This is a genomic window from Metasolibacillus meyeri (assembly GCF_003049505.1).
Taxonomy (GTDB): domain Bacteria; phylum Bacillota; class Bacilli; order Bacillales_A; family Planococcaceae; genus Metasolibacillus; species Metasolibacillus meyeri.
The window spans coordinates 48,005-66,434 of the sequence record NZ_PYWN01000006.1 but is presented as its reverse complement, the minus strand read 5'-3'; the positions used below and the strand labels follow the sequence as shown (position 1 = coordinate 66,434).

Annotated in this window: 18 protein-coding genes; 6 read left to right on the top strand and 12 right to left on the bottom strand. The window is 37.8% G+C overall.

Annotation, left to right across the window (positions count from 1 at the left end):
- Positions 1-4: 4 nt before the first annotated feature.
- From C9J34_RS01060 to C9J34_RS01050, 3 genes are all read right to left on the bottom strand, one after another.
- Positions 5-3,727, bottom strand: coding sequence for a DEAD/DEAH box helicase (locus C9J34_RS01060; RefSeq protein WP_107837999.1), 3,723 nt, complete (start codon positions 3,725-3,727; stop codon positions 5-7).
- 82 nt (positions 3,728-3,809) lie between these two features.
- The gene (locus C9J34_RS01055; protein WP_107837998.1) at positions 3,810-4,235 is read right to left on the bottom strand and encodes an acyl-CoA thioesterase; all 426 of its coding nucleotides are present in this window, start codon (positions 4,233-4,235) and stop codon (positions 3,810-3,812) included.
- Positions 4,236-4,804: 569 nt separating this feature from the next.
- Positions 4,805-5,014 (bottom strand): DUF4177 domain-containing protein, encoded by a 210-nt coding sequence (locus C9J34_RS01050; RefSeq protein ID WP_107837997.1) that lies wholly within the window; start codon positions 5,012-5,014, stop codon positions 4,805-4,807.
- Positions 5,015-5,211: 197 nt separating this feature from the next.
- On the opposite strand from C9J34_RS01050, the gene C9J34_RS01045 reads away from it, so the two are divergent.
- The 3 genes from C9J34_RS01045 (at position 5,212) to C9J34_RS01030 (ending at position 7,448) form a co-directional block, all read left to right on the top strand.
- The gene (locus C9J34_RS01045) at positions 5,212-5,388 is read left to right on the top strand and encodes a uroporphyrinogen-III decarboxylase (protein ID WP_107837996.1); all 177 of its coding nucleotides are present in this window, start codon (positions 5,212-5,214) and stop codon (positions 5,386-5,388) included.
- Between the two features lie 338 nt (positions 5,389-5,726).
- A complete protein-coding gene (locus C9J34_RS01040; RefSeq protein WP_107837995.1) occupies positions 5,727-6,347 on the top strand; it encodes an NAD(P)-dependent oxidoreductase in 621 nt (206 codons plus the stop codon).
- A gap of 642 nt (positions 6,348-6,989) precedes the next feature.
- Positions 6,990-7,448, top strand: coding sequence for a coiled-coil domain-containing protein (locus tag C9J34_RS01030; protein WP_107837993.1), 459 nt, complete (start codon positions 6,990-6,992; stop codon positions 7,446-7,448).
- A 466-nt stretch (positions 7,449-7,914) separates the two neighbouring features.
- Here the strand turns inward: C9J34_RS01030 and C9J34_RS01025 are convergent, their stop codons facing one another.
- From C9J34_RS01025 to C9J34_RS01005, 5 genes are all read right to left on the bottom strand, one after another.
- Positions 7,915-8,436, bottom strand: coding sequence for a hypothetical protein (locus tag C9J34_RS01025; RefSeq protein ID WP_107837992.1), 522 nt, complete (start codon positions 8,434-8,436; stop codon positions 7,915-7,917).
- Positions 8,437-8,695: 259 nt separating this feature from the next.
- On the bottom strand, positions 8,696-9,355 hold the full coding sequence (locus C9J34_RS01020) for a M15 family metallopeptidase (RefSeq protein WP_107837991.1): 660 nt from the start codon (positions 9,353-9,355) through the stop codon (positions 8,696-8,698).
- A gap of 204 nt (positions 9,356-9,559) precedes the next feature.
- Entirely contained in the window at positions 9,560-10,447 is an 888-nt protein-coding gene (locus tag C9J34_RS01015) for an alpha/beta hydrolase fold domain-containing protein (protein WP_107837990.1), read from the bottom strand.
- 54 nt (positions 10,448-10,501) lie between these two features.
- Positions 10,502-10,915: a YugN family protein gene (locus C9J34_RS01010; RefSeq protein ID WP_107837989.1), complete on the bottom strand. Its 414-nt coding sequence runs from the start codon at positions 10,913-10,915 to the stop codon at positions 10,502-10,504.
- Between the two features lie 421 nt (positions 10,916-11,336).
- The gene (locus C9J34_RS01005; protein WP_107837988.1) at positions 11,337-12,188 is read right to left on the bottom strand and encodes a helix-turn-helix transcriptional regulator; all 852 of its coding nucleotides are present in this window, start codon (positions 12,186-12,188) and stop codon (positions 11,337-11,339) included.
- 121 nt (positions 12,189-12,309) lie between these two features.
- Here C9J34_RS01005 and fabF point away from each other — a divergent pair, with 121 nt between their 5' ends.
- Positions 12,310-13,545: a beta-ketoacyl-ACP synthase II gene (gene fabF, locus C9J34_RS01000; RefSeq protein WP_107837987.1), complete on the top strand. Its 1,236-nt coding sequence runs from the start codon at positions 12,310-12,312 to the stop codon at positions 13,543-13,545.
- A gap of 254 nt (positions 13,546-13,799) precedes the next feature.
- Complete coding sequence (locus tag C9J34_RS00995; protein ID WP_107837986.1) at positions 13,800-14,669, top strand: methyltransferase; 870 nt, start codon at positions 13,800-13,802, stop codon at positions 14,667-14,669.
- 49 nt (positions 14,670-14,718) lie between these two features.
- Here C9J34_RS00995 and C9J34_RS00990 read toward each other — a convergent pair whose 3' ends face one another.
- The 3 genes from C9J34_RS00990 to C9J34_RS00980 all read right to left on the bottom strand — a co-directional run bounded on the left by C9J34_RS00990 (position 14,719) and on the right by C9J34_RS00980 (position 17,179).
- Complete coding sequence (locus C9J34_RS00990) at positions 14,719-16,050, bottom strand: hemolysin family protein (protein ID WP_107837985.1); 1,332 nt, start codon at positions 16,048-16,050, stop codon at positions 14,719-14,721.
- A gap of 37 nt (positions 16,051-16,087) precedes the next feature.
- On the bottom strand, positions 16,088-16,474 hold the full coding sequence (locus C9J34_RS00985; protein WP_107837984.1) for a MerR family transcriptional regulator: 387 nt from the start codon (positions 16,472-16,474) through the stop codon (positions 16,088-16,090).
- A gap of 213 nt (positions 16,475-16,687) precedes the next feature.
- On the bottom strand, positions 16,688-17,179 hold the full coding sequence (locus tag C9J34_RS00980; RefSeq protein ID WP_107837983.1) for a cupin domain-containing protein: 492 nt from the start codon (positions 17,177-17,179) through the stop codon (positions 16,688-16,690).
- 221 nt (positions 17,180-17,400) lie between these two features.
- Between C9J34_RS00980 and C9J34_RS00975 the strand changes: the two genes are divergently transcribed.
- The gene (locus C9J34_RS00975) at positions 17,401-17,775 is read left to right on the top strand and encodes a nucleotide excision repair endonuclease (protein ID WP_107837982.1); all 375 of its coding nucleotides are present in this window, start codon (positions 17,401-17,403) and stop codon (positions 17,773-17,775) included.
- A 51-nt stretch (positions 17,776-17,826) separates the two neighbouring features.
- Here the strand turns inward: C9J34_RS00975 and C9J34_RS00970 are convergent, their stop codons facing one another.
- Positions 17,827-18,363, bottom strand: coding sequence for a GNAT family N-acetyltransferase (locus tag C9J34_RS00970; RefSeq protein ID WP_107837981.1), 537 nt, complete (start codon positions 18,361-18,363; stop codon positions 17,827-17,829).
- Between the last annotated feature and the right edge of the window lie 67 nt (positions 18,364-18,430).

Genomic DNA, 18,430 nt, shown 5'->3' with positions numbered 1-18,430 from the left:
CCTCCTATGCACGGTAGCCGTCCTGTGCCTTTACAACATCGAGCACATGCTGATACATTTGGCGCGTTTCCTGCTTCTTTGGACGTTTCGTAAACATTTCTGTACTACCGACCATAATTAATAATTCGCGTGCACGTGATAAAGCTACATTTAAGCGACGGTAATCTTGCGCAAAGCCAATGCTCCCCTGCCCATCATGATTCCGCACCATGCTTACGATAATCACATCCATCTCCATTCCTTGGAACTTATCGACAGAGCCTGTGCGAATATGCAAATGTGGGTATTGTTGTTCCACTAGATCGTTGATGCGCTTTACTTGTTCAGCATAGAAGCTAATAACACCTACAGATTTTTGGGCATCCTGCGGCAACAAGCCTTGCTCCTTCGCTTGCATCGTCGCCTCGTTCATCGTTGTCAGCAGTTCTTTTACTTTTTCTAGCTCTGCACGATTAAATAAGCTTGCTCCTTCCTTCATTCGCTCCTCGAAATAGCGTTTTTCATGAGGGATATCAAGCCATAGCAAGTGATTGTGGCGAGCAAATAAAGGCGTTTCAAGTAAATGATCTCGCGCTTTGTCTGAATCAGGCAAGCCACATTGCAATGCATCATGCTCATTTTGATAAAATGGCACAATCGTTTCCATAATATTTTCATGCATGCGGTATTGAATCGCCAGCATCGTCTTATTGGATTGTGGTAAGTTTTTATACAGACGCTCAAACAAGGATTCCTCTAACATCTTTTCAAGCTCGCGTTTTTCCTCAAATGTATCGCTATTTTTAATGACTTGCTCAAGCGTTTCTTCAAAGGTTTCGTCCCCAATAAGTGGCGGTAGCTGGTGATGATCGCCAACTAAAATGATTTTCTTCCCTTTTAACATCGGTAGCAACAGCTCTGGTGGTGTTGCTTTCGATACCTCATCAATAATGACCACATCAAAGGTTGGGTAGTTGTCCATAAACTCCTTGTTTGCCGATGCCACACAGGTTGTCCCAATAACGTTGGCATGCTTTACATAAAGCTTACGAATTTCCTCTAAGTCATGCTCACTGGCGCTCGCAAGCATCGTTTGCCATTCGCTTTGTAGCTTTTGAGTGATAGGCAATAACTCTAGCTTTTGAGTGATTTTTACGCTTTCGTCTTGAATGGCGGTCATGCGTTGTTCGACTGCGAATAAGGCTACCTCTGGGTTTTGCTTCGTTACTTGTTCTAATTCTTCCTGCTCTTTTTCTAATGCCAAGCCTGTGCTGTTAATTTCTTTCAGCTGCTCCTTCAATGATTGCAATAGCTCATTGCCATGTGTAAGCTGCTCATTTACTTGCTGAAGCTCAGCAGTTTTTGTTTCGTAAGTAGCTGTGAGCTGTGCATATTTTGTTTGTTGTTGCTCTAGTTGTTGTTGACTTTGCTCTAGTTCGTTCCGCTGTTGCTGTAGCTCTTCAACCGTTTGCGCTATTGCTGGTACGTTTTGCAATGGCTGTAGCTTTTGTTGGAGCTGCTGCTCTGTGCTACGCAATTGTTGCACTTGTGCTTCACTATGACCGAGCTGCTCTTTATATAAGTCCACAAGCTCCTCTTTTAGCTTCGTAAAAATGAGCATGACTTCACGCATTAAGTCTTGATATTTTACTTGTAGCTGTTCAATATATGCTTGACGCAGTAGTACGCCTTGAATTGAACGAGCACCGTTTTGCGCATTAATTTTTCGCTCTGCAAAGGCATGGCTCAGCTTTGTTAAAAATTCCTGCACCTCTGCAAGTGAATACGTATGATTCGGTGGTAGTGACGGTGCTGTCACGTGAATTTGCAGCGTTTTTTCACTATAAGCTCGTGCTTTTTCTAGCCGCTCACTTAAATCTTTAATCGGTTTATATGCCGCAATTTCAGGCTGTAATTTCGATAAAGAAGCAAGTAGACGGTCAATGACAAAGCTTCGACGTATTGCATGTGCCACAATGAAATCTTCCACATCCTGCACTTTTTTTAGCTCGGTAATTTGTGTCGTTAATCGCTCCATTGCATGGTCGTCTGGTGACATGCGCTGTAGCTGAGCGGTTACGTTAGCAAGCTGTTGTTCTAGTTGTTGCTTCATCGCGCTCATTTCAGCCGTTTGCAACGCTTCATTTAGCTGTGTGAGCTGTTCGCTGTTTTCTTGCTGTTTAGCTGTGAGTTCTTGCATTGATGGTAGCTCTGCAAGCTGTGTTTCAAGCGTTGTAATGGCTTCTGTAAGCTCAGCCTTTGTTGCTTCTAGCTGTTCAAGCTGCTCCTCCGTTTGCTCGCGTTGTTTTTTTAATGGCGCAAGCTGTTTTTTCAGCGCTGTTATTTTTTCTGTGAGTGCTTTTAGCTGTTCTTCCGCTTGCTTTTTTCGCTCGATATCTTGTAGGAGCTTGTTCTTTTCTTCTTCCAGTTGAATGAGCTGCTTTTCATAGGCGGTGATTTCCTGTTCTAATAGCTGTTGCTTCTCACTTTGCTGGGATACTTCATGCGTAATGGCTTCATAGGTTTGCTGCTGCCAATAGCTCGCAACATTTTCTTCAATAAATTTTTTGCCTTCCTCTTCAATGCTTTCTGTGCGACCGTAGCGCAAAATACGGATATCTTTATTGGAAAGTAGGCGACTGAGCGCATTATCAACTGCTAAATTCGATTGCGAGGCTACAAGTGTTTTCAAACCTGCTTTCGCATTTTGATAACAAATTTCTGAAATAACGGTCGTTTTCCCAGTCCCTGGCGGCCCTTGTATGACATATAAATCCTCCGCACTCATCGCACCGGTTACAGCTTGGCGTTGGAATTCGTTCAATTGATTATGGAAATCAAGTTCAACATCGACCTTGCGTGCCGCAATCACAGGCTTGTCTTCAAATAAAATATTTTCTAAATTGGCATTTGCCGCAAGTCCCTCTTTTAAGCGGTCAAAGCCTTTTAATAAACGATTGAGCTGTGATTTTGTCGAGGCATTGCTGAAATCGATAGCATTCATCTCGAAATGCAGTGCATTTTTTCTTGCAAGGCGCACCGCATCTGGTTTCAATGCAATTTCAATGCTACGTGCCCCTCGATTGACCTTCACAACCTCACCTAAATCGAGCTTTAAACCACGCACACGAGCGCTTAAGCCTTTTACTTGCTTCCATTCTTTATCTGTCATATCACTACAAGTAAACGTTATATGTGTAAAATCGCCATTCAATGTATGCGTCGTAAATTTTGCTTCAATATCCTCGATATCCGCATTTTGATTCAGCACCTTCAAATAGCCTTCCCATGAGGTAATGCGTTTGTTGACATAATCAAAGCGCTCCTGAGCAACAGGAAGCGCGGCAAGCGTTTCAATAAATTTATCTGGGTATGTATGCCCACTAATACGTGAAGGAACAAAATGAATCAAGAGCCTTTCGCGACGATTCGTTGCAACAGGCGTCCCCTTTCCTCTTGTACGGAAGCTTTTGGCGACAAGTCCATTTTTCAAATCGAAGACGCAATCCATAATGACCACACGCTCTTGAAATTTGTCCTTTAAAGCGCGATTCTTTTCATTATCAAAATATAATGTGAGTGCGAGCTGCGTCTGTTCTATCGCTAATTTTTCAATATAAACAATAAAGTTTTTTTGCAAACGAAAAAAGGCCTGTTCATCTTGAACATGCTGCTGAATGGCTTCACGTGCCGTATTCGTTAATAATATATGACATCGAACCGTTTCAATGGCAACTTTCTGCACCATGAACAACCCTCCCTTGCAAATTTAACACAAAAACAATTATAGCAAGAAATACGATGCACTGATAGAAAAAGATGTGCTAGTTTTAGCACATCTCTCGCATATTTTTGATATACGCTGCATCCCATGCAGGATCGACCTTACTTAATGAAACAGGGCGGAAATTTTCCTTACGCACCAATGTATGTACAGTTGTCGCCGTTGCTGCCACAGTCCCATCCTCATGCAACACCTCATAGCCATATGTTGTACGCAGACGTGAATGTGCCTCAATCCATGTACGCACTGTCGCTACCTGCCCATAGCGAAGCGCTGCCTTATATTGAATCGACACATCAATCACAGGTGATAAATAACCATCCGCCTCTAGTTTTGCGTATTCAAAGCCTAAATCTTTGATTAATTGTGTGCGCCCAATCTCTAGCCAAATGAGGTAATTTGCATGGTACACCACGCCCATCTGATCCGTTTCCGCATAGCGGATTTCAATTTGTTTTTCTGATATATACATTTTCTTCACCTCGGGTACTATCATACCGCTTTGGGTGGGGGTTTGTCAGTTGGAAGGTGTTATGTTGGGATGATTATTTTCGGGGTGGTTTTGGTGGGTGGTGCGTGGGTATTGTTTGGGTGTTTTTTCCTTTCTATGTATAGAAGTGTCTAAGAATGTTTGGATTTAGGGTACAAATTTTAAATTGCGGCAGGCGTAGAGAGTGGATGTAAGTAGGCATTTCTTCTTGGATTGATAGCCTCTTTATTACCTGTAATTGAACCCGCCACCTAACACACATAATCGTGTTCAAATAATTGTACAGCTTCCATATCGTCCACAGCCCAATGTCATGAGGCTTGTTGATTGATTTCCACTAGCCGCGTGGTTATCTACTCGATTACCTTTACTTTTATTACCTGTTTCATGTATGTAGATTTTCTTTTTAGTATTGATTTTTCTCTATGTAATCTTAGCTGCAATTGTTGATGATACTATATGTTTTCTAATATTAAGCAATTTCTTTTCTCCTTTCTAAATAAAAAGGACACGCAAATGCGCATCCTTCAAAATCCTAAACGTTTGGGATTTTACTCTTCGATTGGTCTTTTAAATGTGTAAGTAACCTCCTGTATAGTGTTGTAACTACCAGTAAATTTTGAATTTATCACACTTACCAATTCCCAACCTTGCTGACCTAAATTACCAAGTTCTATCTCTAAAAAATTCGGCACTCTATTATTTGTATTACCTGCTTGTCTTTGCGTGTCCCATTTAAAGATTTTATACTCCCATTTCATCCTACTATCCCTCCAAATATATTATAAATATACCTACGAATGGAGAGCTTGATAGTTTCAAAAGCTTTTTTCGACAATAAAAATAACGCTAGTCATTTGACTGCATTTAGACCCCTCTTTTTTGTATTTTATTTTAAGGATAAATATTCAATAATTTCTCATACTATCCTTAATAACCGAGCAAGGATGTGATTGAATTGGTCAAAACAAAATTTGCAAATCTTGAACCTGATCAACTTAGTGAGATAAAAAATCTTGAAGAGAAATTAGATGTAACATTGATTGCTTATGATCTCTCTGAAACCGAAGGACAAACGAAGCAAGGATATAATTCTGATGTCATTAACCCGTTATCCCGTATTAACAGGCTGTAAGACCCCCGCATCAAAATAGTGAGTGGAAACGAAATCGTTAAGTGGGGGATCAACAGCCTGTAAAACCCGATTGGTGAAACTACCAATCGGTGGGGGATGAGGCCTCCCCTACCGATTGAAGGTTCACTTTATAAGATGCACCTTAAGTGTTTGAATTTTTAGATTCAAGCACTTTTTCTTTTTAGTGCAATTTTGACCATGTGCTTATCAACATCCAAATTTTTTCTATAAATAAAGTGATTATCTGTCAATTAATTCACCTGTGTGTTATGCCATGTTGACCTAAAGAGGTGATAAGAAGTATCATTAAGTGCGTATTTATCTAAAGGGGTGAGGATATGAAAATTTTAATTTTAGGAGCAACTGGTCGAGTGGGTAGTCATTTATTGAAATATATCCTTAATGACGGGCACCATGTGACAGCCCTTGTTCGGATGCCAGAAAAGATTCAAATGAACAATGAAAAGCTGACTATTATTCAAGGTGATGTTTTGGATAAGGATGCTATTGTTACTGCGCTACACGATATAGATGTAGTCATTAGCGCATTAAATACGGATGGAACTACTACTTTATCCAAAAGTATGCCACTCATTATTGAAGCCCTGCAAAACCGAAACATTCAACGTATTATCACTATAGGAACGGCAGGAATCTTGCAAAGTAGAAATACCTCTGGTTTACTGCGTTATCAGTCAAGTGAATCCAAACAAAAATCAGCACGTGCAGCAATAGAGCATCATAAAGTGTATGAATTGCTTAACCAATCAAATCTAGATTGGACAATTGTTTGCCCTACATACTTGCCAGATACAAAACGTTTAGGGACTTATCGTATAGAACGTAATTTTTTGCCAATAGATGGTAAGGAAATATCTGTTGCAGATACCGCAGAGTTTGCATTTAGCCTAATCCAAAGTAGAGACTTCTTAAAAACTCGTATTGGTATCGCCTACTAAATCATGTGGTTCTTATGCTTGGTTATGACAACAAGCTTTTATTCCAAAGTAAAATCATTGGTTTTAACTGAGCAAATACAAAAGCTATATCCATTAAAGTTTCATCGCGAGCTAAGCGTACCGCTGTGTGTAGCTTCATCAAAATCTTTTGTTTTTTCAATTACATAGTTAGGCTCTGAACACTCAAAATACTGGTTTCTAACAGCTCCCCTTTTCCTTATTAATACATCGTGCGCGACACTCAACATTACTCTCTTCAGCATGATTACATCGAAACTTTCTTTGCCCCTCGTTTAAGCTTTTTCTCTTCCTCGTATGGCACATCATACTCTCCTGATTCGTTGCCGCATAGCAGGTTTCAATTTGTTTATCTAATATATATATTTTCTTTACCTCAAGTTTTATCATATCGCTTGCGGCGTTATTCGTAACAAGGCAATTCAAAATAATGACTCCATATAGCAGTTGTTTTACGACAACGTTAGGTGATAAAATAAGATTATATATTTGGTGGGTAGCATAATAAAATCTATCTGAAATGACAGCGGCGTGTTCCAATTCGTTAATAAATAACTGTATGGTAAGCTACCTAAATAAAAAAGGAACGGTATGATTAAATTTGCAAAGGAAGGAGGAGATGACATGACAGATCGTGAATTGCTTGAGGTAATACTAAAAAGGGTGGAAGCAATTGATACGAAATTGATAACAACTGATGAAAGCATGGCTACAATGAACACACAATTGGTTACACTGGATGAAAATGTAGCTATGATGAACACGAAGATAGCTACACTTGACGCAAATATGGTTACTGTTAATACAAAATTAACTACACTTGACGAGAAAGTAACTACACTTGACAAGAAAGTAACTACGCTTGATGAGAAAGTAACATCGATGGATACAAAGTTAGATGCAGTAACACAGCAAGTTGTTAGAAATAGTGAAGATATTGCTACATTGCGTACAACGTTGGACACGGTTGCCGTACAGACAGCCCAAAATGCGGAGCTACAGCCTTCACTAGATAGCGCTGTTGCTAAAATTGCTGAGCTGGAAACGGATATGAAAATTGTTAAAAGACTTATCTCATCATAAATATTAGGAGATGTGCGTGACGGCATGTTTTCAGTTAGCTATATTTAAACCTTAAAAGGCGCGAGATTCCTTTCGGAATCTTCTGCGCCTTTAACATGATGGCTAACCAACCATCTCTCTTATTATTGCCAAAATGCATCAAGTTATTCAAAAACACATTAAAATATTTTTAACAAGTATTAAGAGCTCATCTGATTTTTTATTTCTCGTTATGTACATATTAAGTATTAGACAAAACGCTTTGTCATTCGCTCTTCTTTTAAGTTATTGATAGCCTCTTTTACTTTGGAAATGACTCTTTTATAGAGATCGGAAAAATACAAATTCCTTTCGAAATCTAGATACTTTCTGTTTTTCGCTGTTCTTTATCCATTCTTACCACGAATCGAACTCATATAAGAGTAAAATAAAAATTGTCCCAAAAAGCCATGCACAGGCATGTTTTTGAGACAATCCTTCCTAATTACTAGTCGCTTAAATCATCTGGGTAAACCGTTGTATTGAAAATTTCACCGTTTGCTTCGTCTTTGTAATGGATTGTGACTTTGTATGTGTCTGCATCTACGCCGTTAAAAACTTGGTAGTACATGCCAGCGATAGCTAGTCCAAATGAAGCAAGTGCATCAAAGCTTCCTTCAAAGCTTTCCTTTTCCACTGTTAATGTAAATTCAGTATATTTTTTGTTGTAAGCAACATCTTTAATTGATGGGAAACTATCTGTGCTTTTAATTTCATCAACTGTTTCAAGAATGCCGTCTTCTAATTCCTTCATCATTTCTTTATGCTTTTCCTTCGATACGGTGTACGTCAAAGAACCATCATCGTTTTGCTTGATTTCGCTAGTGCCCTCTTCTTTCAAATTTGCGATTACATCGTCTATATTTTGCCCTTCTAGAAAAGACGCAGGTAGTTGGATTTCAACATTTTGATTATTACAAGCTGCTAAAATAAAAGATATGACGAATAAAAATGGTAATAATTTTTTCATAAATTCTCCTCCTCTTCTACTACTATACATAATTTGGAGGTGCGTTACTATAAAATATGTAGAAAAATAGCAATATTTGTTTGGAAGAGTGTGTTCAAAAAGTCGAAATCATTTTCAAATTATTTAGTTCAAAGGTAACAATTCGCACGCAGGATGCCCATTTTCGCACGTTAAACATTGAAATTCGCACGCAAGACAAGCAAATTCGCTCAACCAAACTTAAAAGAGGGGCCTATCTGAAACAGACACCCTCTTCTATTTATTTCGTCGCATTTCGTCGCTGATCAATTGTAATATATAGACCTAGTAAGCGATCCGTTGTTATTTGCTTGTTTTGTAAATCCTGTAAATGCACTGCTTGAATGATGCCATCTTTTATCGCTTGTTCAATAAAGGCTTCAGCAGCAGTTTGCATCGCGGGACTGCCTGGGTTCCATAGCTGAGACATGGGGATTTCCTCCTTCTTATCAAATTGAATTTGTGATGTGCTGCTTGTCGGAATCGTGACTGTCCCTTCTAACTTGTAGCCAGAAGGTATTTTCCATGTAGATTCGATTTGGAAATGGACGCGGTCTACACTTCCTACCCAATCGCCACCCCATGTAATATTTAGCTTACGCGCAATAACACCAACTTTATTTAATATGGATGCATCATACAAAACATTCGGCGGACCAACAGCAATATCCCATGCTAAGCGCGATTGATGATGGCTACTCAATGTCCAGGTCACAATCGGGCCAGGTCTTGTACGCCCTTGCGCATAAAGATAATTTTGTCGTGCCTGTGAGCGATATGTTTCGGTTACAAAAATATTGCGTATTCCAGATTTATAGCATTCCTGAAATAATAATCGACAAGCAGTTTGTCCGATAGGCAATAGCTCCGTAATATTTCTATTTGCCGTTTCCACACTCATCTGTATCACCTTCTTTCATTCTATTTTTATGCACTTTGGCATGCTGTTTCTGTGTGCAAAATAAAAAAGATTCACATCAAATGGTCGACGTAAATCTTTTCAGCAACAAAGAAAGGAGCTAGCTTAAGCCAGCCCCTTCTTCGTAAAATTTTGCGCGTTCCTCTACAGAATACAAAACAAACCTATACCAAAACTAAACAATAGCTATTTTAGCAAAATTGGCAATAGCTGCTTCCATACTTTTTTTGCCTCTGGAATCGGGAAAACTGGAAAGACATGATTCATTTTTGGATATTCAAAGTAAATCAGATCCACGCCTTCCTTTTTTGCTTTTTCGAGCAATAGATGTGCATCTACGAGCAACATCTCACCTGTTCCAACAAACAATGTAATACGTCCGATATTTTGCAATGGACCATGCAGTGGGCTGACTAAATGATGCGAAATGTCGCGCGTATTTGCCCATAGTTTACCAAGCATTTGCGCACCAGCTAGACCAAGCATCGGATCGATTTTTTCAATTTCTGTGTAGCGCGGATCTTCACCAGAAACGTCGAGCCACGGGGAAAACAGCATGACTTGTTCGGCACAGCGCTTTTGTTGGAGCATCACGTCCTGTGCGAAAGCAAGTGCAATGCTCCCACCTGCTGAGTCACCCATAAAAATAAAAGGCTGCTCATACTTTTCACATAGCATGTCGTAGAAAGTATGTAATTGCTCATACAATGTTTCATGCGTAAAATGTGGTAGCTTTGGATAAATCGGTACAATAATGCGAAACTGCGTGCGCTCTGCTAATTTGACTAAATAACGCCAATGAAAAATAAGTGGATCATTAATATAGGCACCGCCATGAAAATAGACAATCGTCTTGCGAGCATCTATGTTTTCATTTAATACATAATACAACATGCCGTCCCATTCATTTTTAGTGATTTGATGCTTGACACGAAATTTTTCATCAAGCTCATACGTGGGCTCATTTCGTCGCTCCTCAATAAAAAGCGCCATCTCTTGCACATCTATAAATTTCTGCTTCGTCTTACGCCAAATCAAATATCGCTCAAACAAAATACTTTGCCAACTTCTCATACGCTTCCCTCCTTACAATCTATATTCGTGAAGGAGAAAAGCAAATCCTGTTTTTTAATGAATATAAGGGATTAATTGATTTTCAACGACTTCTTGCCCTACTGTACGCCATTTGCTTTTTTGACATATTTCTGCATCCTTTTCAATTGGTGACTGGAATTGGCTTGCCCCTGTGGCATCTAGCCAAGAGCTTTCGTCATAGTCCAATCCTATATTGACGATATGCTTAATAATAAAGGGCTTTTGAAAGCGAATAATGCAGTCATAGCAATCCATTTCCCCCTCCACTACAACGAAAGGGGCTCGCAAATAAATGGTTGTTCCCCCTTCACGCCATAGCGCGATATCAAAGCTGCCATGATCATAATCCCAATTGCCACCAATTGAAAAGCCATATTTGCAAATTTGGCTGCGCAATAAACCGTACTTTGCCTCACGCCCTACAAGCGCTGTTTCTAATAATAACAAAACATCTACCTCCTTATCGTGGAGTGTAGCCGAAAACATCCTCCTTTAAACGACTGCTTAAGGAGGATTATATATTAACCTCTTTCAACATAATAAAATGAACCTTCAATCAGCGGAAGTTTTCTGACGCTCCGCTTTCGGTACAAAAAAGATTTGCTAATGTCGATATTGTCACATGGATGTGACGCTTTTAACCAACCTCATCCTCCACTTAATTATTTCGTTTTCACTAGCTATTTTAAAGTGAGGCCTTACAGCAAAAATGAGAAATATATGACATTTTACGTTTTATATAATCAATAGCTAGGTCATATTGGTTATATAAAAATATCGGAAAAGGAATTGCTAATACAGCATTAAAGTTATTATTAGAGAGGGCAATCAAACAAATTACAGTAAAAACAACAACCAATAAATTAGCTTAATCTTCAACAGAAACGCTCTTCAATAGTCTTTTTAACTTATTTTCGGTATCTGTTTCCTCTATTGGTGTATAGACACTACATCTTAAATCCATATCTCCTTGAACTTGGAAAGACGTTAAATTAAATAACATCTTTCCTACTTTAGCATGTCTGAATTCGATGACCATTTCTGGTGCCTTACTTACTTGACTTGCTTGCCATAAATCTTGAAATTCCGAATGGGATTGGCTCATTTCTTCTATAAATTGACTATACCATTTATCACCTAAATAATAACCATAATAGGTACGAAAAATAGCAAGAAAGCCCTTTGCAAAATGTTCCCAATTAACAGCTAATGCTTTAAATTCTTTTCTAGTAAAAACTAAACGGATTAGGTTTCTTTGTTCATTTGGTATTTTTTCGAAATCCAAAAAAACATGAGCAGCTGCAGCATTCCAGCCTACAATATGGCAATATCGGTCTGTAATGATTGTCGGGCAGTACTTTAATTCAGTTAGTATTTTTTTTAAAGAATGGCTAATTTCAGATTGCCCTTCTTTTGGTGAGGTAATTTCTGATTTTGCCTCTAAGGCTAAGTTATAAAAATAGTCCCTTTCATCCTTATTTAAGTTTAGCGCTGTAGAAATACAATAGAGAACGTCTGAAGAAACCTTTATATCTCTTCCTTGCTCAAGCCATGTATACCAAGTTGTACTTACCCCTGCTAATTGCGCTACTTCTTCCCGGCGTAAACCTGGTGTTCTTCTTCTCGTACCTACAGGTAAACCAACAAACTCTGGATTAATTTGAGCGCGTTTATTTTTCAAAAATGTAGACAAAGCTTCTAGCCTAGTTTTATCATCCAATTTTAAAAGCTCCCTTCTTCGTTGTTATCATATTAGTAATTATACTATGATAAATGGTCACTTGTAATAGGATAAATAGAGGGTAAGATATAAGTATAATATTAATCTGGAGGGATGGAAAATGGAAAGAGTTGTGATTACGGGGGTAGGAGTAGTTTCTCCTATTGGAAATAACATTCAAACATTTTGGCACAATCTAATTAACGGAAAATCTGGCATATCTACTATTAATACATTTGATGTTACTCACTTTAAAACAAAAATTGCAGGTGTTGTCCATGATTTTAATGCTGATGAAGTACTAGGGAGAAAGGAAGCAAGACGGTTAGATCGTTTTTCTCAATTTGCTTTAGCGGCTGCTGAACAAGCCTGGATAGATTCCGATTTAGATGCTAATGGTGTAAATGCAGAAAGGTTGGGTGTTTATGTAGGTTCAGGTATAGGTGGAATTGAAACCTTAATAGCGAATATTGATATGCTTAGGCAACAGGGACCAAGAAGAGTTAGTCCAACTTTAGTTCCTGCTATGATGTCTAATGCTGCTGCTGCACATATTAGCATCAAATGGAATGCAATGGGTCCCTCATTGTCACCTGTTTCTGCTTGTGCAATTGGAAATACAGCGATTGGTGAAGCATTTAGACTGATTCGTTCTGGAGATGTCGATGTAATGTTTGCTGGTGGCACAGAGGCAGCAATAACTGATTTATCATTAGCAAGTTTTAGTAATGCCACAGCACTATCCACAAGAAACGAGGAACCTACTAAAGCTAGTCGCCCATTTGATGAAAGTCGAGATGGATTTGTTATGTCAGAAGGCGCCGGTATTCTAATCCTAGAATCTTTATCTCACGCCTTACACAGAAACGCAAAAATTTATGCAGAAGTCATTGGATATGGTACAAGTTCAGACGCACATCATATCGTAGCTACACATCCTGAAGGCAAGGGCGCTTATCTTGCGATGAAATCAGCTCTAAAAAATGCCAATATATCACCTGAAGAAATTGATGTTATTAGTGCACATGCAACTAGTACAAAAGTCGGGGATATTTCTGAAACGCTAGCTATTAAACAGTTGTTCGGTGAACAGGTTTATCAGATTCCTGTAACAGCCAATAAATCTATGCTTGGTCATATGTTAGGCGCATCTGGTGGCGTGGAAGCCATTGCTTTAGCTATCAGTTTAAAGGAAGGCATAATCCCTCCAACAATTAATTTGGAAAATCCTGATTCATTATGTGATTTGGATTATGTAGCATCAGTTGCACGTCAAGCTAACATAAACATAGGACTAACTAACTCATTTGGCTTCGGAGGCCATAATGCAGCACTTGTTTTAAAAAAATTTAAATGAGTTAATTTCATCATTTTCATCCCTTAAGTATCAAGGGTTTCAAACAAATAAAAATGAGGCACCTCCCCAAATTTGGCATAATGGTAGCGACTAAACAACCTAACCTGATTGGAGTGAATGCCTCATGACTATTATAAAACAAATGAGCCTTTCAACATCCAATATATTGCAATTTAGGAAACGAAGGGTTGCACTTAAATTAACAGAGTAGTATAGTTGAGTAGCGTTTTAAAAAAGATAGGGAGGGCTTGGATATGGAGGAGTACTATTGGGATACCCAACTTGAATACCTGAAAAGAACGAGAGATTTATATTATAACGATGACTATTTAGATTTTTTAGTAAAGTCTGTTTGGAAAATTTCTAAACCTGTACATATGATTGATTTTGGTTGCGGATTTGGGTATTTAGGGCTTAAATTATTACCTCTTTTACCGAAAGGCTCTAAATATACTGGGATAGATAAAGGACAACAACTTATTCATAAGGCAAAAGAGTATTTCTCTAAGCTTCCATATGAAACGGAGTTCTTTGTCGAAGATACTCATGAGATTGAATTAAAGAGTAAGTATGACATTGCTGTTTGTCATGCATTTTTATTACATATTTCTGAACCTAAAAAAATGCTTCAACGAATGGTAAATGCGATTGCTAACGCTGGAAAAATAATTTGTTTTGAGCCGCACTGGATTTCAGGTATGTCGTCCTACGAACTCGAAGGGTATAAACAATCACAAATTGTTCCACTTGGTATTCTTCAGAAGTTATTCGAAGAGAGTACAGGAATTGATGGCAATGTTGGAGCCAAAATACCAAACTATCTAGCTGAATTGGGTGTGAAGAACATTGAGTGCAGAGTCAGTGATAAAGTGAATTTCCTCCATCCAGATCAGCAAAAGCAAGAGAAGCAAAAATTGTTTGATTCGCTTAAAGCAGAAGGCATAGGTGGAGAACCTGTAAAAAAAGATCAGTTTATCGAAAAATTGCTAAAACGTGGGGTTACATTGAAGGAAGCACAGGAACAATTTGAGGCTGAACTTCTGTTTTCACAAGTATTTAACCTGGATTCCTCTTTAATATACGCCCCTAACATGAAAATCACTTTTGGAGAGATTAATAATTAATATTTGAATTAATAGAGGGCTGCCCATTTTTGGACAGCCCTCTTGTCAATTATTCTACGATTTCTTCAATCGGTTGCACATTTTCTATTTTCTTCACTTCAATATAGCGCAAATAAATATCTTCTTTTTCATAAATCGAAAAGGAATAATTTTCATATTCAATGACAACATCATCCAGTAAATCTGTATTTTGCGAGAAGTACCAGCCGCCAATTGTATCGATATCGGGATTTTCTAGCTCAATATGTAGTAGCTTTGACACATCATCTAGTAGCATTTTTGCATATAAAATATAATGTCCCTCGCCTACTTTGCGGATATCTGGAACTTCATCTTCATCAAATTCATCGCGAATTTCACCGACAAGCTCCTCTAAAATATCTTCAACTGTCACTAAGCCCGATGTTCCACCATATTCATCTAATAAAACGGCCATATGCACACGTTCTTTTTGCATTTTCGTCAGTAAATCGTGAATTGGAATTGTTTCAATTGTTTTTAAAATAGGATTAATAAAATCTTCAAATTTAAATGTTTCCTCTGTAATTCGATTATTAATACCTAATGTTAAAATTTCCTTAATATTCAAGAAACCGATGATGTTATCGCGGTCTCCATCATAAACTGGGTAGCGTGTATAGCGCTCCTCTGAAATACGTGTAATGATTTCACGGAAATTAGCACTGATATCAAAGCCCACAATTTCTGTACGTGGCACCATAATTTCACGTGCAATTTTATCATCAAATTCAAAAACATTATTTACGTATTTCAATTCATTTTTATTAATCTCACCGCTTTTAAAGCTTTCTGCAAGCAGTAAGCGTAGCTCTTCCTCCGTATGTGATAACTCATGCTCGCTCGCAGGCTTCATACCAAATAAGCCAACTAAAATACGTGCAGAGCCATTCAAGAACCAAATGAAAGGATATAAAATTTTATAGAACAGCATAATTGGCTTTGCAAACAGCAATGTTACTTTTTCTGCTTTTTGAATCGCCACTGTTTTTGGTGCTAGTTCCCCAACAACAACATGTAAAAATGTTGCAATAACGAAAGCCCCACCAATAGTGAAAATTTTAATATAATCTGTTCCAATACCGAGCATTTCAAAAAATGGATGCAGAATAAACTCAAATGTTTTCTCCCCTACCATCCCGATACCAAGTGCAGTTACGGTAATACCTAATTGGCAGGCAGATAAATATTCATCCAAATGTGTCGTTACTTGCTTTGCTGATTGCGCACTTTTCACACCTTCTGCTAAGAGCTGGTCAATACGTGACTGGCGCACCTTTACGATAGCAAACTCTGTTGCAACGAAAAATGCAGTTAGAGCTAATAAAATAATAAAAATGGTTAAGTTGATACTGGTCGTCAATCAGTTGTCTTACGTTTGAAACGTAAGACTTCACCTCCTATGTGATTAATAGTAATAATGATTGTATTAATGTTTTACTGTCTTGCTTCATTTTTGTTACAATACTTTGTTGAGCAAGCTGGTCTTCTTTTGATAACTTTGTCACGAGCAATGCCACCTCTTTTTCTAGCTGTTGCATTTGCACACGTATATCTTGAATATCGATTTCTTCCATTTTCGGTTCAATCAAATCTTTAATTTGCTCTAATGAAAGCCCTTCTTTTTTCTTTTTTTCAATAAAGTCCAGTTTTTCTATTGCCTCTTGGTTGTAATAGCGGTAGTTGGAACTAGAACGTTGAGCTTTCAGCAAACCTAGATTCGTATAATAATCGATTGTGCGCTTCGTAATTCCTGTCATTTCAGCTAGTTCCCCAATTTTCAGCATCTCGATCCCAAATGAATCCCTCCAAACTATCACGTGATAGTTTTAGTATACTGGAGAGTACATACAATTTGCAATTATATGCACTTGCGTTTATTGTTATAAATTGTGCGAGAATTAAATATTGTTTTATAATATTTAGGGACGTGAATGAGAAATAAATCTATAAAACTTAGTGTCGTATAATATGAATTTATTTTTTCTAAATTTATCTTACTACATGTTGGCATTATCCTTAAATTGGATAACTATGCTATTAGGTTGGATAGATGCAGGCTGGTCGTGATGCTCCATTATTTGTAGCTCTTTTTTATAGCAATCAAAAATCATCATGTTATGCTGTGCTATATTTCTTTGTTTGGTTGAAAAAATCATACGCTCAGATGTTATTTTCATCATATCTGACGTCATTTTAGCCAAGCGGATGGATGGATATTCCCCTTTTGGTAAGTATGCTGGATCATATATACTTTCATTATGCTCTGGTGTAGCAAATATAAGAATATGTAGGGCTGTTAGACTGCTATTATGGTAGCCATGGACATAATTAGTCCACCCAAAAACAATATCATTTTCCACTGCTTTTAATTGTTGTTCAAAGCTAACATCGTATGTGAGCTCTCCTTGCAAAACAATAGCACTATCTTCGCCGGATGGATGAAAATGCGCTGGAATCCCTTCATCGTTTTTATTTAACTGACAATACAAAATACGATGGTTTCGACAATCGCTTTCCCAAATTTTCTTAAACTTTATATCTGAATCAATTAATTTTTGTATGTTAACTTCTGATAGAAAAGATTTAAAGGCATGGGTGCAAGCTGAAAAAGGGCTTTATTCCAATGATGCAGCGGAAGATGATTGATAATAGCCAAGCTCGGTAATTCATGGTAGAATAAAGCTTCAATACAATAAGGGACGTGAATTTTTTGATTAAAATTGAATTACCAAAACCAGATCTTGTCATTCGTCAACGTGAACAAGTAGTAAAACCAGGGGATGTAGAAATTACGCCATTCCACGGCTTTATTGATTTCCATAAAATCACACGTGAAAAAGGCGGCATTTTCTTCTTCTACAATGAAAAAAATGAACTTTTATTTGTTGGGAAAGCGCGTAAAATTCGTCAACGTATTAAAAAGCATTTCGAGGACAATGTGTCACCGATGAAAAAATATCGCGATGAAATTTTTAAAATCGAAGTGTACGAAATCGAAGACGCAATGGAACGTGAAATTTATGAAACGTATGCAATCAATACATTGCGTGCGAAGTATAACCTCGATAAAGTTTTCTTTGAATAAACGACAGCCTACACTGCGATAAAGTGTAGGCTTTTTTACAAATTATATTAATCAAAAAAACTCATGTTTAAGTATACTCATTCGTAAACGATCAACAAACTCACCATTTCTTAAGCGGTCTTGTCGTAATATACCTTCTTCAACATAGCCAATCCGCTTATAGGACTTGATTGCCTTGTCATTATCAACTTCTACTCTAAGCCAAATTTTATTAAGATTTAGCTCGTTAAAGCCCCACAAGAGCATCTCTTTCATTGCTGAAAGCCCATAACCTTTTCCCCAATAAGCTTTATCGCCTATTGCTAGCCCTAATTCGGCGTGTCTGTTAAGTTTATCGATGTTTTTTAAATCGATCCAACCAATATGCTTTCCCTTTTCTGTAACAATGGCTTTTTGTTCATAGCCATTTGTTTTGGCAATACACATTTTAATCCAATGTTCCGTTTCTTCTCGGCTAAAAGGTGGATACTGCTCAGGCATATTTAAATGCTTGATTACCTCTTTATCAAGACACCATTGATAACGGTCTTCTACATCATGAAGCGTTAATTCTCTCAAATAAATTTTAGGTAGTTTAGTCATTTGCATCCTTTCCTTCTAAATTTTTTATTACATCCATCTATACGTTTTTTAATAGATAGTCAATCACTTTTAA

Bases quoted from the DNA above. Each gene is read 5' to 3' on its own strand.
- C9J34_RS01060 (WP_107837999.1), bottom strand. From the start codon at position 3,727: ATGGTGCAGAAAGTTGCCATTGAAACGGTTCGATGTCATATATTATTA.
- C9J34_RS01055 (WP_107837998.1), bottom strand. From the start codon at position 4,235: ATGTATATATCAGAAAAACAAATTGAAATCCGCTATGCGGAAACGGAT.
- C9J34_RS01050 (WP_107837997.1), bottom strand. From the start codon at position 5,014: ATGAAATGGGAGTATAAAATCTTTAAATGGGACACGCAAAGACAAGCA.
- C9J34_RS01040 (WP_107837995.1), top strand. From the start codon at position 5,727: ATGAAAATTTTAATTTTAGGAGCAACTGGTCGAGTGGGTAGTCATTTA.
- C9J34_RS01030 (WP_107837993.1), top strand. From the start codon at position 6,990: ATGACAGATCGTGAATTGCTTGAGGTAATACTAAAAAGGGTGGAAGCA.
- C9J34_RS01025 (WP_107837992.1), bottom strand. From the start codon at position 8,436: ATGAAAAAATTATTACCATTTTTATTCGTCATATCTTTTATTTTAGCA.
- C9J34_RS01020 (WP_107837991.1), bottom strand. From the start codon at position 9,355: ATGAGTGTGGAAACGGCAAATAGAAATATTACGGAGCTATTGCCTATC.
- C9J34_RS01015 (WP_107837990.1), bottom strand. From the start codon at position 10,447: ATGAGAAGTTGGCAAAGTATTTTGTTTGAGCGATATTTGATTTGGCGT.
- fabF (WP_107837987.1), top strand. From the start codon at position 12,310: ATGGAAAGAGTTGTGATTACGGGGGTAGGAGTAGTTTCTCCTATTGGA.
- C9J34_RS00995 (WP_107837986.1), top strand. From the start codon at position 13,800: ATGGAGGAGTACTATTGGGATACCCAACTTGAATACCTGAAAAGAACG.
- C9J34_RS00985 (WP_107837984.1), bottom strand. From the start codon at position 16,474: ATGCTGAAAATTGGGGAACTAGCTGAAATGACAGGAATTACGAAGCGC.
- C9J34_RS00970 (WP_107837981.1), bottom strand. From the start codon at position 18,363: ATGCAAATGACTAAACTACCTAAAATTTATTTGAGAGAATTAACGCTT.